The 16,463-nt window shown below is 45.8% G+C and carries 17 protein-coding genes and 1 other RNA gene; 15 read left to right on the top strand and 3 right to left on the bottom strand.

Going from position 1 to position 16,463, the window contains the following annotated elements; genetic code table 11:
- Window position 1: 1 nt before the first annotated feature.
- From ACU1JV_RS03975 to rnpB, 5 genes are all read left to right on the top strand, one after another.
- Window positions 2-841, top strand: coding sequence for a hypothetical protein (locus ACU1JV_RS03975; RefSeq protein WP_019688048.1), 840 nt, complete (start codon window positions 2-4; stop codon window positions 839-841).
- Entirely contained in the window at window positions 838-1,599 is a 762-nt protein-coding gene (locus ACU1JV_RS03970) for a tRNA (adenine(22)-N(1))-methyltransferase (RefSeq protein ID WP_413986683.1), read from the top strand. Before ACU1JV_RS03975 ends, ACU1JV_RS03970 begins: the two co-directional genes overlap by 4 nt.
- The gene (locus ACU1JV_RS03965; protein ID WP_413986682.1) at window positions 1,575-2,690 is read left to right on the top strand and encodes a Nif3-like dinuclear metal center hexameric protein; all 1,116 of its coding nucleotides are present in this window, start codon (window positions 1,575-1,577) and stop codon (window positions 2,688-2,690) included. The genes ACU1JV_RS03970 and ACU1JV_RS03965 overlap by 25 nt, the downstream gene beginning before the upstream one ends.
- Window positions 2,691-2,752: 62 nt before the next feature.
- The gene (locus tag ACU1JV_RS03960) at window positions 2,753-3,319 is read left to right on the top strand and encodes a flavin reductase family protein (RefSeq protein WP_413986681.1); all 567 of its coding nucleotides are present in this window, start codon (window positions 2,753-2,755) and stop codon (window positions 3,317-3,319) included.
- A 79-nt stretch (window positions 3,320-3,398) separates the two neighbouring features.
- An RNA gene (gene rnpB / locus ACU1JV_RS03955) (RNase P RNA component class A) lies at window positions 3,399-3,797 on the top strand.
- A 284-nt stretch (window positions 3,798-4,081) separates the two neighbouring features.
- On the opposite strand, the gene ACU1JV_RS03950 is transcribed toward rnpB, so the two are convergent.
- A complete protein-coding gene (locus tag ACU1JV_RS03950; RefSeq protein WP_413986680.1) occupies window positions 4,082-5,302 on the bottom strand; it encodes an aminotransferase-like domain-containing protein in 1,221 nt (406 codons plus the stop codon).
- A 116-nt stretch (window positions 5,303-5,418) separates the two neighbouring features.
- Between ACU1JV_RS03950 and pdxR the strand changes: the two genes are divergently transcribed.
- Window positions 5,419-6,894 carry a MocR-like pyridoxine biosynthesis transcription factor PdxR gene (gene pdxR / locus ACU1JV_RS03945; protein WP_413986679.1) on the top strand — a complete coding sequence of 492 codons (1,476 nt, stop codon included), beginning with the start codon at window positions 5,419-5,421 and terminating at the stop codon, window positions 6,892-6,894.
- A gap of 88 nt (window positions 6,895-6,982) precedes the next feature.
- Complete coding sequence (locus tag ACU1JV_RS03940) at window positions 6,983-7,213, top strand: hypothetical protein (protein ID WP_013372124.1); 231 nt, start codon at window positions 6,983-6,985, stop codon at window positions 7,211-7,213.
- A gap of 57 nt (window positions 7,214-7,270) precedes the next feature.
- Here the strand turns inward: ACU1JV_RS03940 and ACU1JV_RS03935 are convergent, their stop codons facing one another.
- Window positions 7,271-9,151: a S8 family peptidase gene (locus ACU1JV_RS03935; RefSeq protein ID WP_165079587.1), complete on the bottom strand. Its 1,881-nt coding sequence runs from the start codon at window positions 9,149-9,151 to the stop codon at window positions 7,271-7,273.
- 186 nt (window positions 9,152-9,337) lie between these two features.
- Between ACU1JV_RS03935 and ACU1JV_RS03930 the strand changes: the two genes are divergently transcribed.
- From ACU1JV_RS03930 to thiI, 6 genes are all read left to right on the top strand, one after another.
- Window positions 9,338-9,844, top strand: coding sequence for a YpuI family protein (locus ACU1JV_RS03930; protein ID WP_025677687.1), 507 nt, complete (start codon window positions 9,338-9,340; stop codon window positions 9,842-9,844).
- Window positions 9,845-10,033: 189 nt separating this feature from the next.
- Entirely contained in the window at window positions 10,034-10,261 is a 228-nt protein-coding gene (locus ACU1JV_RS03925) for a DUF1540 domain-containing protein (protein WP_013372120.1), read from the top strand.
- A 41-nt stretch (window positions 10,262-10,302) separates the two neighbouring features.
- Window positions 10,303-10,698, top strand: coding sequence for a hypothetical protein (locus ACU1JV_RS03920; protein ID WP_025677688.1), 396 nt, complete (start codon window positions 10,303-10,305; stop codon window positions 10,696-10,698).
- A gap of 163 nt (window positions 10,699-10,861) precedes the next feature.
- Window positions 10,862-11,560, top strand: coding sequence for a lytic transglycosylase domain-containing protein (locus ACU1JV_RS03915; protein ID WP_040103319.1), 699 nt, complete (start codon window positions 10,862-10,864; stop codon window positions 11,558-11,560).
- Window positions 11,561-11,715: 155 nt separating this feature from the next.
- Entirely contained in the window at window positions 11,716-12,864 is a 1,149-nt protein-coding gene (locus tag ACU1JV_RS03910) for a cysteine desulfurase family protein (RefSeq protein ID WP_165079588.1), read from the top strand.
- 1 nt (window position 12,865) lies between these two features.
- Entirely contained in the window at window positions 12,866-14,092 is a 1,227-nt protein-coding gene (thiI, locus tag ACU1JV_RS03905) for a tRNA uracil 4-sulfurtransferase ThiI (protein ID WP_165079589.1), read from the top strand.
- 71 nt (window positions 14,093-14,163) lie between these two features.
- Here thiI and ACU1JV_RS03900 read toward each other — a convergent pair whose 3' ends face one another.
- A complete protein-coding gene (locus ACU1JV_RS03900) occupies window positions 14,164-14,859 on the bottom strand; it encodes a TerC family protein (RefSeq protein WP_165079590.1) in 696 nt (231 codons plus the stop codon).
- 216 nt (window positions 14,860-15,075) lie between these two features.
- Here ACU1JV_RS03900 and ACU1JV_RS03895 point away from each other — a divergent pair, with 216 nt between their 5' ends.
- Together ACU1JV_RS03895 and ACU1JV_RS03890 are read left to right on the top strand one after the other, a co-directional pair.
- A complete protein-coding gene (locus tag ACU1JV_RS03895; RefSeq protein WP_016324552.1) occupies window positions 15,076-15,735 on the top strand; it encodes a TerC family protein in 660 nt (219 codons plus the stop codon).
- 162 nt (window positions 15,736-15,897) lie between these two features.
- Window positions 15,898-16,389: a hypothetical protein gene (locus ACU1JV_RS03890; protein WP_013372112.1), complete on the top strand. Its 492-nt coding sequence runs from the start codon at window positions 15,898-15,900 to the stop codon at window positions 16,387-16,389.
- Window positions 16,390-16,463 lie beyond the last annotated feature (74 nt).

Here is a 16,463-nt window from a genome sequence, read left to right as displayed (position 1 = left end):
CTTGGACCAGGAGAAAAAACGGACAATACTGTTACATGAAATTGAGCATTGGCGGCAAAGTCGGCTGCTCCCTGAGCAATATTGCGATTTTCTGTCCAACCTGTATCGGGAAGATGAAAATCCGGCACAAAGCCAGAACCGTAACAACACCGGGCTGCTTACATATCTTCGACATGGGCATGGGATCGCCTGGCTTCTTGGTTTTGTCATTATTTCCTGCATTTGTTTGATCGGTTTTTATTTTACCGCTTTTCCGTTGGCAATGCAAATATGCTCGGCAAGTGCAGTTACTGCGATTTGCTATGGGATGGCCGCGGTTTGGCGGTCTTCCGAAAAGAGTATGAGTGCAATGTTGAGCACTTTAGGCAGTGCAATTATGCTGGGTTCAGGTGTCTGGATCATTCAGCTTCACCAAGGTGAAGCTAAGGTTTGGTTTTTAGTGCTGGTGGGTCTATGCGGTTTGATATGGTGTCTTGTGGGATTAACTTTGCGCATCAGCTTGCTTCATTACTGTGGTCTTGCTGGGCTGCTTTTAGTGTATGCGGTCCTTATAGGCCGCTATTGGCCTACAGCTACTTTAGCGATGCTTGAGGTATTTTGGATTTTACACGCAGTATTGTTGATTGGGTTAAGCTGGTGGGTACATCGCCGCTTTCCACGTTTCGCGTTGGTTTATTTTGCTATAGGCTTGACCCTAGTGTTTATGGCGGAAGCAGACACGATCGTCCTGCGCCATCAAGCAGCAGGGGAAGTGATTTTTTTTAGCATATTGAAGTTGGCTTTTGTTGTAGGAATTTTATTTTGGACTCGAAAAAAATGGATTACGTGGGTGACGTCATGAAACTTTCTCAGCGATTACAATATATTTTGGAACAAATTCCTGCCGGTAGCAGACTGGCTGATATTGGCTCGGATCACGGACTACTCCCTGTGGCTGCAGTGCGCTCCGGCAGAGTATCGCAAGCTGTAGCGGGTGAGGTCAACGATGGACCATTGCGTGCGGCTCAAAAGCAGGTGGCTGAAGCAGGTCTTACAGATCGCATTGCGGTTAGAAAAGGGGACGGCTTGGCTGTAATCAAGGCCAATGAGGTAGATGTTATTACGATAGCGGGTATGGGCGGAGCCTTGATCGCTTCTATTTTGGAGCAAGGAAAAGACAAGCTTGTTTCAGTGAAACAGCTTGTTTTACAGCCCAACGTGGGCGAGGATATTTTACGGCGCTGGCTAATCAAGCATCAATGGGTATTAACAAATGAACATATCATGGAAGAAGATGGTAAAATATATGAAGTTCTGACGGCAGTACCTGCTTCGGAAAGTTCACTGAAACAGGATGACATGTATCGGCCATGGGAACTTCCTGGTAGTTCGTTGGTACTGACAGAGGATTTGCTGATACAACTCGGACCGTTATTGGTCAAAGCACCAAATGAAATCTTTTTTTCGAAATGGCAATTGGAGATTCGCAAGCTTCAGGATGTGCTGGCACAAGTGGCTCGGTCAGATCAGGAATCTGCGCAGCATAAGCAGGAGCAATTGCGCAAGCAAATTGAACAGCTGGAGGAGGTACTTGCATGTTTGCCAAAGGACAGACAGTAATTAGCTACATGGAGCAATTGGCTCCGAAATACTTGGCAGTTCCAGACGATAGAATTGGGCTTCAACTGGGTAGTCTGCAAAAGGAAATAAAAAGCATTTTAGTAGCCCTGGATGTCAATGATGAGGTTGTTGAAGAAGCGATCCGCATAAAAGCTGATCTCATTATTGCGCATCATGCGATTATATTCCGCCCACTTAAAGCTTTGAACACGGACCAGCCTGCAGGCAGATTGTATGAAAAGCTGATCAAGAATGATATTGCTGTCTACATCAGTCATACGAATCTAGATACGGCTGAGGACGGCATGAATGATTGGATGGCAGAAGCACTGGGGATTCAAAGTGAAGGTACGCTGGAGGATGTTCACACCGAGCAATTATTCAAGCTTGTCGTTTTCGTACCCAAAACACATCATCAACGTGTACTGGATGCCGTACTGAATGCGGGAGCTGGACATATCGGCAACTACAGTCATTGCAGCTTTAACATTGATGGTTATGGGACTTTTGTACCAGGTGAAGGCACACAGCCGTTTTTGGGTGAGCCAGGTAAAATGGAACGTAGTGAAGAGGTTCGTATTGAGACCATTGTACAGCAGGGTGTACGCAATAAAGTTGTCCAAGCGATGCTGAAGGCTCATCCTTATGAAGAGGTGGCTTATGACCTGTACCCTATGGATTTGAAAGGCCGTACCTTTGGTTTGGGACGAGTAGGCAAGCTCAAGGAAGCCCGCACGTTACGAGAGTTTGTAGATGTTGTGAAAAAAGGTCTCAACGTTGAGCATGTACGTGTGGTGGGTGACTTGGATCGTATGATCAAAAAAGCAGCCGTGCTTGGGGGCTCTGGCAGCCGTTATGTGAATAAGTCACTTTTTAAAGGCGCTGACGTATTAGTGACGGGGGATATCGACTATCACACGGCTCACGATGCCCTGATGGCAGGCATTGCTATTATTGACCCTGGACATAACGCAGAAAAGATTATGAAGCCTAAAACCGCAGATTGGATGCGTAGACGCTTGGCCGAAGATCGATACTCAACGGAAGTATATGTATCTGAAGTGAACACCGAGCCTTTTCAATTTTTGTAAAAGCTTCACATCTATGAGAAAATAAAGGAGAACTATTACATTTTTTCGTAGGGAGAGGTTGTATGCGAAAGTTGATAGCCGATTCTGTGATTCATGCCTATCCAGGGATGGTTGCAGTTGTTACTTCCCGCTATGAGGGAGTAAATAATGTCATGGCCTCAGGCTGGCATACATATATCGGATCATCACCGGGCATGTATGGCATTTCATTGAGGAAGGAAACGTATTCTTACGGACTGATTAAGAAAAGTGGAGGCTTTGGTGTTCAGTTTTTGCCTGCGCACAGATCGGAATGGATTCAGGCTGTAGGTACCTTTAGTGGTAGAGATATAGATAAATTTCAGCAGTTTGGGATTGCATATGAGGACGGAATTTCAGTGGATGTGCCTATATTGCTGGAAGCTTATCTCGCTTATGAGTGTAAAGTAGTGGATATTCATACCTATGGAGATCATGATTGGATCGTCGGTGAAATACAGCAGACCTACCGGGATGATGAACTATTCCTCGATGAGGACGTTCCTAATTTTAGTAAGCTTTCAGTTCCGTTATACGTGGGAAGGTCCGCTTATTACGTGGCAGATGATTCATTACAGAGAAAGGTACATCCGTTTTATTTGAACAAGTAAAGAGAGATCTCTATAATTTACAATATTTTCAGGGTTGTATCATGCACGCGTTCCCTGTATACTATGTAATGTTGTTCGGAAAGTTTGACAGACAATCGCTGGTGGCATAAGCCACGAGAGGAAAGTCCGGGCTCCATAGGGCAGGATGCTGGATAACGTCCAGTCAGCGCGAGTTGAAGGATAGTGCCACAGAAATGGACCGCCGATGGCCGCTTGCGGCACAGGCAAGGATGGAACCGAGGTGTAAGAGACCCCGAGGAACGCTGGTGACTTCGTTCCTGGTAAACCCCATCTGGAGCAAGACCTAAAGGGACACAGCTTCTTCGCGAAGCAGCCTTAGCCCGAGGCGTGTCTAGGTTGGTCGCTGGAGCTGGATAGCAATGTTCGGCCTAGATAGATGATTGTCGCTTTTAGTGGGAGGGTAGTTCCCGTCTGTACCACGAATAGCACAGAACCCGGCTTACGGAAAACTTTCCCCACTGCAACACCTTAAAATGTATGAATTATTTTTTGTTAATGACCTGTTTGCATGAGAAACCTTTAATCCAAATGTATTTATTACATTAAAAAGGGTGCTTCATATTCCTGTGGGAATTATGAAGCACCCTTTTTAATTTGCAGCCGGATTACGCAGTCCGCTATATCTATGGAATGAAGCCCCCAACATAGTGAATGGGGCTTCATTGTATTTACACTCTCCTGACGCAAAAACGTGCGAGGACGAGGCATGTAGTCAGCGTAACGTGCATTTGAAGCTGGAGATTAACGTACGCTTTTTACCACATTTTTCTCCATATACAGCTTCAGTGCCCGATCCAATCGGTCAACTGCTTTTGGAAGCAAGGCAGGATCGGTATGCGTGAAGTTGATTCGCATATGGTTACTGCCGCTTAAGTCAGCATAGAAGACTTGTCCAGGGACAAATGCGACTCCTTCCTGAATCGCGAGTTGCAGCAACTGATCAGAACGGAAGCCTTCAGGTAAGGTAACCCACATAAACATGCCACCAAGTGCATCATTCCAAGTGATTCCTTCCCATTGACGTTCTCTCATTAACGATGTAAGACGCAACATCCGAGTGTGATACTCAGCGGACACCGTACGTATATGTCCCTCCAAATCAAAGAAGTCCAATAGCTCATTCAAAGCACGCTGGTCAATACTGCTGGAGTGCAGATCGGCAGATTGTTTGGCATTTGCGGTCTTAACGACGATGGCTTGATCGGCTACCAACCATCCAGAGCGAACACCTGGAGCGACAGTTTTAGAGAATGTAGAAGTGTACATTACATGACCGTCGCCACCTAGCTGTTGATCAATAGAAAATAGGGATGGGAAGTTAAGGTTTTCATCAAATTTTAGCAGTCCGTAAGGATCGTCTTCAAAAATCAAAGTTCCGTATTTACGGCATAGCTCAACAACGCCTGTTCTGCGTTCCATACTCCATACACTTCCTGCTGGGTTGGAGAAGGTAGGGATGACATACACGAATTTTGGCTGATGCTGTTTGATCTTGGCCTCAAGATCATCTAATTGCATACCGTTAGCGTCTGTATTTACACTTACAATGTTGGCGCCATAGGAATTGAATACCTGAAGAGCTGCCAAATAAGTAGGGGACTCCACCAATACTGTATCCTGCGGATCAAGCAACACACGTGAAACTAGATCAATGGTCTGCTGCGAGCCTGTTGTCATGAGGATGTTATCTCTGGTGACGGAGATGCCTTGGGATGACATGATTGCTGCCAGACGTTCCCGTAGAGGAATGTATCCCTCGGTTAGGCCGTATTGAAGTGCGGTAGTACCGCCGAGGCGGAATACCCGCTCATAGGCTTTAGCAACCGCTTCGACGGGAAAGAAGGCATCGGCCGGAAGGCCACCTGCGAGAGATAATACATCTGTTCCCTGTGTCAGCTTCAAAATGTCCCTTACCATGGACGAGCCCTGAGTACGAGCCATACCCGAAAATTTGTATTCCAATCCAATCATCTCCTGTGTTCTATACTGTGCTAAGAAATTTGTTGTATTATATCGATAATGAAGTATAACAGTAAACGTCTAAATGTAACAGTTGATTTTTGGAGGGAAGGGTTCCGATGCATATTGATCTCAGCCGCAACAGCAGTGTCAAGTTATATTTACAGATTACCAAAACATTAGCGGATCGCATTCAGTCAGGGCTACTACCTCAGGGTACCAAGCTTCCCTCTATCCGTCATCTGTCCAGTCTGCTTGCGGTGAGTCCTGTAACTGTAAGCAAGGCGTATGCCGAGCTGGAGTCCATGAATCTGGTTACGTGTACTCAGGGAAAAGGTTGCTATGTGGCGGAAGCTTCAGTACCGATTTATCCTGAGGGGACGCAAGATTTGTCTTGGCAGATGTCGTTGATCGATTATTTGCCGCGTGCACAGTTATGGAGAAACTTTAATCATAGCCGAAAGGCTACCTATTCTTTTCATATAGCGGCAATACAGCCGGAGCTTCTTCCCACGCGCGAAATCATCGCAGATACTCATCGTTTATCCTCTGAAAATTCCGATGTAATGGCTGCATATGGAACTTTTGAAGGTGATTTAGAACTAAGAGAAGTGTTCGCAGACCACTTGAGTGAACGCGGTATACCTATAGTGGCAGAGCAACTGCTTGTGACCAGCGGAGCTCAACAGGGGATTGACCTGGTGGCGCGTACGTTTGTTGGCCCGGGAGATGTGGTCTACATGGAAGCTCCTACCTATACTGGCGCCATTGATGTGTTCACTAGTCGTGGTGCCAAAGTAATTATGATTCCGATGGACGAGGAGGGTATGCGGATTGATATTTTGACACGTCTCTGTGATACCCATCCCCCAAAATTGATCTATACCATACCTACCTTTCATAATCCTACCGGCGTAACTTTGACGATGGCCAGACGCACGCAATTACTGGATCTGGCTCAAAGTTATCACTGTCTCATTGTTGAGGATGATCCATTTTCCGATCTGTATTACAAAACTAAACCCCCACTCTCTATCAAAGCGCATGATCAGTCCGGGCATGTTGTCTATATCAAAAGTTTCAGCAAAACCGTTGCTCCTGGTTGCCGCATAGCTTGTGTAGCGGGAACTGGGAGTGTAATGGATCGTTTGGTGGCTGCCAAGTCAACTACGGATTTGGGAAGTCCTCTATTAACGCAAAAAACACTGCTACCTTTTCTCAGGAACCGACTTGACCAGCATTTTGTTTCATTGCGAGAACAAATTCGAGATCGTCTAACTGTCGCATTGAATACACTCCAGCGCTATGCTCCACCAGAGGTTACCTGGTATGCTCCTGAAGGTGGTCTCAATGTATGGATTAAACTTCCCTCTATGGTGGATATTCCAGAATTGGAGCGGGTAGCTGACCGTGAAGGCATTTCCTTTTTGCCTGGTGCGGTGTGCTATGCAGGTGGTATGGATAGTAATCATATCCGTATTTCTTTTTCGTATACGGACAAGGAAACACTTAAATCAGGTCTGCGCAAGCTATGTAATTTGTTGGGCGATATTCTTGATCATTCGGTCATTGTGGAACGAAAGCCTATTTTATAAGGGATAATTGTATTAGGGGTTAAACATCCAAGCACAGCATATGCCTCCTTAATATGCTGTACTAATTCACCGAAAGGAGTTGCACATTATGAGTCATTGTCATTACGACCCGGTCGTGTGCCCGCCGATCCAATTTGTAAATCATCAATTTTACCCACAGGTGGTACCTGTTGTTCATCCGATTGAGATCATCAATCAGGCGCATGTTATACCTGTGCCCCACCACGTATTTCCGGTGGTTGTCAAGGATCCTGGTGACCCATGCTGTCATACTCGCAGTCATGGAAAGCGACCTGTCCGTACCAGTTCCAAGCGTTAAGAAAACCTAAAAAAGCAGCCATGGAGCAACATGGCTGCTTTTTCCAAAAGGGGTATCCTATGCTTCCAGTTTCTTTAATATGGATTTCAACTTGTCACTGAAATGCTGTGGATAGAATTGCAGGGGAACATAGGGACGTTGTGCTGCTTTCAATGCTTTATACACGTCGATTTGACCATACCCAAAATATTTGTCATGCCCTGGTGTGCCCAAATCAATTACGCTGTCTCTCATTAAATCCATTACCTCTTTATTGGTTAGATCAGGGTTAACGGATCGAATCAGGGCAGCTAACGCTGATACATGTGGACTGGCCATCGAAGTACCCGATAGTGCAGCATATTGATTCCCAGGATACGTACTGGCAATACTTGCACCTGGAGCCATGACGTCCACATAATCGCCGTAGTTAGAAAAGGATGCGCGGTGCATAGAAGAATCTGTAGCGGAAACGGCAAATACTTCAGGGTACGCTGCTGGATAACCGGGTCGCTCCGTATTATCATTGCCTGTGGCTGCAACTAATACAACATCTTTGTCATAGGCATATTTGATCGCATCATGTAAAAATGAAGCTTGTGCATAGTTGCCGAGACTCAAATTGATGACCTTGGCCCCGTGATCAGCTGCCCATATAATACCTTCTGCAACCGAGTAAGTTGTACCGGAGCCAGATTGGTCAAGTACCTTGATCGGCATGACCTTGTTGTACCACGTCATACCGGCGACTCCCTCACCATTATTAACGAGCGCAGAAATGATGCCGGCGACATGCGTTCCGTGACCGACGTCATCATAAGGCTTTTCAGACGGGTTTACCACGTTATGCCCAGAAAGAATTTGGCCTTTTAGATCAGGGTGATCCAAATCTACTCCTGTATCTACAACCGCGACAATTACATCTTTGCTGCCTTTGCTTAGTTTCCAGCCTCTGTTGGTTTCGGTAGCAGGCAGGTTCCATTGATAGCGAGAAAAGAGCAGATCATTAGGAATAGAGCTGTCGGCATTGATAGGTGCTTTCTCATTGGTCAGATACATATAGTGAGGCTCAGCATAAAGCGGGTTCCACTTTTGTGAAAAGTATTGCTTTAGCTCTTTAAAGTTCATTTTATCCGAATGAAATACATAAGTATAACCAAGCTTACGGCCTGGTTCACAGTGCAAATCTGCTGCAATTTCCTTCAATTGTCGTGAATCAGGATTGTGACGGAAGCGAACGACAATTTCGTTTTCAAAATAATGGCTTGCATTTTCGTTGTCGTGACCCGTTTTGACCGTGATATCGTGCAATGTGTCGGGATGTACGGATTCGATTTTGTAGCTACCTTCTTTTGGATAGGGAATTAAACGCAAATTTTTGCGCTGATGCTTCTCCACGTCACGCAATACTTGCTGACTGACCAGGGCAGCAACGCCGCATGTTCCATCAGCCGATGGTTCAGCCATGATGAAATATTTACCGCCCTCAACTTGAAAAGCAGCCGATTCATAGGATTTATTTTGCATGACGGAACGACGAGCCGCAGCCAAGCTGCTTTGAATTTGAGGGTGGTTCAGCAGACTTGTCTGTGCTTTGTTGCCTGTGTAGGTGTTAGTCTTTCCGTCCCTAATGTGAATCCACTGGAGCGTATGAAGATGACTGTGTGATTGCTGCAATGTGTGGGTGAACTGTCTTTTCTGATTGGCAGTTTTACCATTCAGCTCCCGCAATACGTATTGAATATCTTGTCTTGCGTCCATCCGTGTGAGGGTATCCGTAGCGGACAGGTCCAAAGCCAACATTCCTTTTTTAAGCTGCTTCTCCTGCTGTGGTACCATCTTGGTCGTATATTCGGGCTGTGGTGTTTGGCGGTGATCGCGTGAAGGTAGCATCAGTGTGATCAGAAGCACCCCGGCAGCTGCTCCGAGCAGGGGTTTTAACCATTTTGGCCGAGACATGAAACCGTCCTCCTTGAGTATTCATAAATTTATGGTTTAGCGTGAGGAGATTGGCATGTTTTTATACCTTTCAATGCTTATTTGTGGTAGGATAAATACTGAAAATTACAGCTCTTTCGGTTAGAAGGGACTATTTTCGGGTAACCAAATTGATGAACAAGCAACAAATAAGGGGGAGCTGCCTTGATGTCAGCAGTCAACGTACAAAAATTATGTGAGTCGGCGCAGGAAAGACTGAAAACTGCCGTGAAACGTGTGGAAACATTCCTCAATGAGCATGCTCTGCCGCAACTGGCTGTGGATGGTAATGAGGAGTCCGTACTTTTTTACAAAGGTTTTTTGTCGGATCTCCGCCATGTCCTTGTTTTTTCCGAAGTATCCTATGAAAAGCTGGGTGTGGCTTTGCGCCGTGCCAACTTTGACGTCGATTTTGCGGAAAAGGCATTGTATAACGTATACCATGACTGCGTGAACAGCTTTTTTTATCCCAAAAATGAAACTTACGCAGAGGACGGACGCTATGCTTATACGGGACAAGATGCTATCCGCTTCCGTAAAACGCCAGTGCCAGCCGCCCGCGAAGTGATCATGGACATTACGAAAAACTTTGAAGAATTGCGTGATGATCTGACTTATTATGAAAGTGATTATTTGACACAGCGCCGGATGCAGACTCGTCGTACTCATGCCTAAAGCATTCAATCCAAGAAATTCATTTCTAATCAAAAACTAAAACAAGACAAGCAAGCCGTTTTCTACTTGTTTCCTGCCAGTTTGGAGGAGGCGAAGGGAAGCGGCTTTTTTCGTATGTCACCAACTGCCATATGCCATGAACGCATAGGTGCAGGGGAGCGGGGGGACAATGAATCCGAGGTGATGATCATGAGCCAAGAGGCCAAGCCAATCGTAAAGTGCAGCGTAGCCAATTGCCATTATTGGGGAGAAAACAACTTTTGCAAGGCAGATTTGATCATGATTGAAGTAGATGGTCATGCCGGGAAAAAATTTAAAGAAGAATATGCGGGGGAAAGCTTTAGTTCAGATGAACGTGATAAGGCTGCAACGTCTGCCGCAACCTGTTGCCACACCTTTAAGCCGAAGTCTCTGTAAATGTATAACACGATTCATTTCCATTTGGAGGTGCAGTTATTATGGAAGATCATGAAAACGATAAGCATAAGAATGAAGAGCATGTTAGCCGTGAACGTGTAGATTATCCTCGTCATGTTCAGGAACGCTCTGCCAAGCGCCGCCATCATCGTGAGGAATATGCAGCAGAGGTTGCTCCTGGCTCACCAGTTGTGACCAGACATGAGAACAAGGGTGAAGAGCAGGTTATTAACAATAGTGGTCGTATTTCCGGCTATATTGGGCTGGCTGCAGGTATCGCATCATTGTTTATGTGGTCTATTGTGCTGGGACCCATTGCAGCAGTTTTAGGATTTTTTGCTTATGTAAATGGCAGTAAAACAACCGGTATTTGGTCGATTGGTCTTGGCGCACTAGCAACATTGAGTTATTTTGCTTTTATCCCATTTGTGCGCTAACCCTGTTGGTTAAAGGTTCCGGTATCTTAGCTCCGCTGTCTTTTCGACAGAAACGGAGCTTTTTTTCATTAAAAAGTATGGAAGTACATAGTAAAAAGTTGTATCATAGCAATAACGACAAGCTATTTGGGATATAACAACTATAGAAAGTTGGGAACACCACATGCAAATTGATCCGCGCGTGTCCAAATCCATGTTAGACATGCAGCTGTTAAATAATATGAGTGCTACGACCCAGACGGGTACAGCGGATGCTTTTTCTGGATTGCTGGAACAAGTAGGTCAGCTGGAAACAGATAATGCTGTCACTCGAGAAAATTCAGGCGATGTTACCAGAGATGAAAACGGTTTGCTCTGGCTTCAACTGGGACCATCGAGGGGAACGACTTCGTCATTGGCAGTCTATCCTGCTTCTTCCAATACGGCAACGGATGGACCTACAAAAGCTACAGCGTATGATAGTTTGATTAATGAGGCAAGTCAGAAATACGGCGTCCCGGTAGCTTTGATTAAAGCAGTTATTGATACGGAATCTTCATTTAATCCATCGGTTACTTCTTCGGCTGGAGCCAAAGGACTTATGCAGTTGATGGACGCTACAGCTCAAGGTTTGGGAGTTAGTGACCCCTATGATCCTGCACAAAATATTGATGCTGGCGTACGCTATTTGTCTTACCAGATTAAACGTTTTAACGGACAGGAAAATATGGCGCTGGCTGCATACAATGCAGGTCCCGGACGGGTGCAGCGGCTTGGAGTAAGTAGTGATGAGCAGTTGATGTCTGTACTGGACAAGCTTCCGGTAGAAACGCAAAGATATATTACCAAAATTCAGAATGCACGTGAAAAATATACCATCTAAGCCCTATAGCTTATAGCATAAAAGTGCGTAATTTCAATTCGATTAGGTCCGCAGACAGGATCAATATGGGGAAAGGGTGTCGCTGTAATGAAGCGGCCTTTCTCTGTTTTGGTCTTTTTTTGTTGTAACAGTTGTGGGGCAGAAAGGGGAGTTTAATGAAATATTTTGATTATGCCGCGACAACTCCGCCTTTTGAAGAGGTGATTACAACCGTTGCCGAGGTAATGAGACGACATTATGGCAATCCGTCTTCCATGCATCGGTATGGAGAGGATGCGGATAAGTTGATCAAGCGCTCGCGCGAAGTATGCGCTGCAGCTTTGGGAGTATCTCCTGCGGAGATTGTCTTCACATCCGGGGCAACGGAAAGCAACAATCTTGCCGTTAAGGGGGCGGCTTTGCACTATCAGACCAGAGGCAAGCATATCGTGACTGTGTCGACAGAGCACCCGTCTGTGTACGAAGCTTGCAAACAGCTGACAAATTTGGGTTTTGAAGTTACTTTTTTACCTGTGGATGAGAAAGGTCATGTTAGTGCCGAACAGGTTTGCGCAGCTGTTCGTAAAGATACGATTTTAGTCAGTATCATGCATGTCAATAATGAGACAGGAAGGGTGCAACCGTTGCGAGATATCGGAGTTGCGCTGAAAAAGCGCTTCCCCCGTGTTCTATTTCATATTGACGGTGTACAGGGATTTGGCAAGTTGCCGGTTGATCTCCGGGGCTGGCAGGCTGATCTGTACAGCCTTTCGGCGCATAAGCTGCGTGGACCCAAAGGTGCTGGATTGCTATTCGTTCGGGAAGGCGTAGAGCTTTTCCCATTGCTTAGTGGTGGCTCTCAGGAGCAAGGGGTTCGTGCGGGTACCGAAAATGTACCACTGCTTGTCGGTATGTCCAAGGCAGTACGGCTGGCGGGCGAACGACAAGCAGAGACTGCACGGCGCATGATCGAGTGGAGAGAACGGGTGGCCGCAGAAGTGAAAACAATCCCACAACTGCGGCTGAACAGTGGGAAAGAAGCGCCGCATATTGTCCACTTTTCGTATCCGGGCATGAAGGCCGAGGTACTGCTGCATACGCTGGAGCAATTGGGTGTGGCAGTGTCCACCAAATCGGCTTGCTCTTCAAAATTAGCCGAGCCTAGCCGGGTACTGTTGGCGATGGGCCGCAATGAGGCAGAAGCAGCCGGCGGCATACGTATCAGCTTTGGTGATGAACATACGGAACAGGATATCGACGAGCTCATACTTGCGCTTCGAGAGGCTGTGGCCAAGCTGGAATCCCTTGAAAGGTGGAAACGTTAAAATGCACTATGATATGCTTTTACTTCGCTTCGGCGAATTTACATTAAAAGGGAAGAATCGCGCTCGTTTTGAGAAGGCTGTACTGAAACACGTAAAGCTGCTGCTTAAGCCTTTTCCAGGTGCTTCGTTGCGCAAGGAATTTGGACGGATTTATGTAGTTCTCGGAGGAGAGCCTTATGAACAGATCATTCAAGTGTTGCAAAAGGTGTTTGGCATCACGACGATTAGTCCTGTTAAAATGGCTCCTGTTGAGCTGGATGCTATCATTGAGACGGCTGTAGCTTTAATGCATGAGCTGAACGTAGACGAGGGAACGACATTCAAGGTAAATGCCCGCAGGGTATGGAAGGAATTCCCCCATTCTTCACAAGAGTTGAATCATTTAATTGGTTCTCCTATTTTGCGGACGTTTCAGGCATTGAAGGTCGACGTGCGTCAACCTGATATTGAGCTACGTGTGGAGGTAAGAGAGCAGGCGGCATATATTTTTAGTGATGTTATTATGGCTGTAGGGGGCTTTCCGTTAGGAACCAACGGCAAAGCTATGCTGCTGCTGTCCGGTGGAATTGACAGTCCGGTAGCAGGATGGTCATCCATGCGTAGAGGCTTGGAAATTGAATGTGTACATTTTTATAGCTATCCATTTACAAGTGAGCGTGCGAAAGAAAAGGTTATTGATTTGGCAAAAGTATTAGCAGGCTACGCGGGCCGAATCAAAATCCACCTTGTACCGTTTACAGAAGTGCAGACGGCCTTTACACGCACTGGGCAGGATAATTTAATTATTACGCTAATGAGACGGTCTATGCTGCGAATTGCAACGATGCTGGCAGAGCGTGAAGGAGCATTGGCACTCGTGACGGGCGACAGTCTGGGCCAAGTTGCTAGTCAAACGCTATCCAGCATGAATGTGATTGGTCGTTCGACGGAACTTCCCTTGCTGCGACCTCTCGTTATGATGGATAAGCAGGAGATTACAGAAATCGCTAAGCAAATTGGCACCTACGATTTATCCATTCTCCCGTATGAGGATTGCTGTACATTGTTTGTTCCCAAATCTCCCACGACCAATCCGAATTTGTGGGTAGTTCAGAAGATTGAAGCCTCTATTCGGGATTTGAATGCTTTGATCGATCAGGCTGTAGCTACAACGGAGACGGTTGTCCTTGAGGCAGACGGAGCTGTAGAGGGGCGTAAAGAGGAAGTTATACAGGAAGATTGGTTTTAATAAAAAAGGCAGACCCGCAACAATGTTGGGGTCTGCCTTTTTATTTGGGTGGGGTCCTTTTGAAACCTCTTTTAGACAGCTTTTTCTCGACGGGATACTGCTCTGCGATTTTGAAGATATCCTGTGAGCAAAATGCCAGCCATAACGGTGGCAATAAACAAGATACGCAGCGCCGGATGCTCCGTAAAGTATGGTGCCAGCTTACGTTCTTCAGTGATCATATTAGAGGCCGTATAACCAAGCACCGCCGATCCTAAATAGATAATCCAGGGGAATTTATTGATCAGCTTGATAAAAAGAGTGCTTCCCCATACAACGATCGGCACACTGATTAACAGGCCCAGCACTACAAGTAGCAAATGCTGCTGGGCCGCGCCAGCAACAGCAATAACGTTGTCCAGACCCATTGCTGCATCGGCGACAATAATGGTGCGGATAGCCCCCCATAGAGTTGTTCCTGCTTTAACTTCGGCATGATCCTCTTGGTCCACGAGCAACTTATACGCGATCCAGACTAGCATCACACCCCCGATGAGTAACAACCACGGTACTTGAAGTAACCAGAGGACTACAATAGTGGCTGCTATGCGGATGAGCAGGGCACCCCCGGTGCCGTATAGTATCGCTTTTTTTTGCGTTGCAGGAGGCAGCTTTCTGGCGGCAAGCCCAATTACAATCGCATTATCTCCTGCGAGCAGAAGGTCAATAAATATCACATTAAGAAGTAGCCAAAAGAACTGAAATACGGACATGTCAATCGTTCTCATCTCCCTGATTAAACATCCTCAAAACATTGCATGTTGTTTATGTTAATACCCGTTTTTCGGAAATACGATTCATTATATTGCTGTTTGTTATTGAATTCAAGGTTTATACTCAATCAAATTGCCATTAGTTATTACTAAATTATGACTTATTCGAAAAGCTTGCAAGCATAGCCTCGTCCAATTTTGCATACATGTAGGATGGGGGTGTTTGTACATATGGAGCATGTCATTTTGCTATTGAAAATATTAATGATTAATTTGGTGCTAAGCGGTGATAATGCAGTTGTTATAGCCATGGCGAGCAAAAACTTGCCTGCAAGGCAGCGAAGTCAAGCGATATGGTGGGGGGCTGTCGGCGCGGTCCTGCTGCGCTGTGTGTTGACTTTTGTAGCTGTCATTTTGCTAGGCATACCCTTTATTCAGGCGGCGGGCGGTTTACTTCTGTTATGGATTGCGTTTAAGCTGCTGTATGAGAATGATGATCATGTGGGAGTAAGAGCGGAAACAACCATATGGAAGGCAATACAAGTGATACTATTAGCAGACTTTGTGATGAGTCTAGATAACGTATTAGCTATTGCAGCTCTAGCCAATGGGGACATTGCTATTATAGTCATTGGTATTGCAATTAGTATTCCGATTGTCGTCTGGGGCAGCAACGTGATAGCAATCTGGCTTCATCGGTTCCCGATCCTTGTTCTGCTGGGATCTGCCATCCTGGCCTTTACGGCGGGAGAAATGCTACTGCGTGATCCCAAATTGGGCATATGGTTAGCAGACTTGGGTGAGGTTATACATGCATGGTTACCGGTCTTGTTGGCAGCAGCAGTTGTCATTGCAGGAATATATCGGCAGCTACGGCCCCGTCATATTTGAACGTGGTTTTTTTGGAAAACATCGGCTAAACTAGACATAGGGTTTTGCAGATGCCGAGGATTCAGCTCGGTTTTTGTAAAAATTCTATATTCATAAAAGTGTACTTGAAAACAACTACATTTAATGACTCAAAAACAAATCCAGCAAACAAAGGAGACCACGATGAATTCCGGAAAAGAGCGTATGATCGGAGTAGGCATTGTTGCCGTAGGACTGATTATTTTGTTGGGGAAATTGGGGATGTTCTCCTTCTTGGGACGCAACCTTTGGCCCTTGCTGATTTTAATACCTGGAATCGTGCTACATGCAATGTATATGATGCGTAAAGTATCACCCTTTATGTTGCTGCCGGCAGGGATTTTGTCGGTATATGGCTTCCTCTTTTTTCTCTGCAATACTTGGGGATGGCATTTAATGGGCTACTTATGGCCTTTGTTTCTTCTAGGTGTGGCGATTGGATTATGGGAGTATGCCATTAATGATATTTCGCTTTCTCGTAATGTATATACAGGGAGCGTACTATTAGGCTTGATATCGGTGCTATTATTGATTATTACCTTGCTAAGTACAGGCATCATGTATATTATTGCCGTTTTACTGATCGGAGCTGGAATCTGGTTGGTCATAAACAACCGTAGCAAACGCAACTGGTAAACCGACAAGCTGTGCAGATTTCATGGCGGTAAATTACGGAACGGGCAATAATGTCTTGCTTTATGACATATTTC

This window comes from Paenibacillus sp. T2-29, from assembly GCF_052921365.1.
The sequence above is the reverse complement of the archived record's forward strand: the minus strand, read 5'-3'. Positions and strand labels throughout refer to the sequence as shown.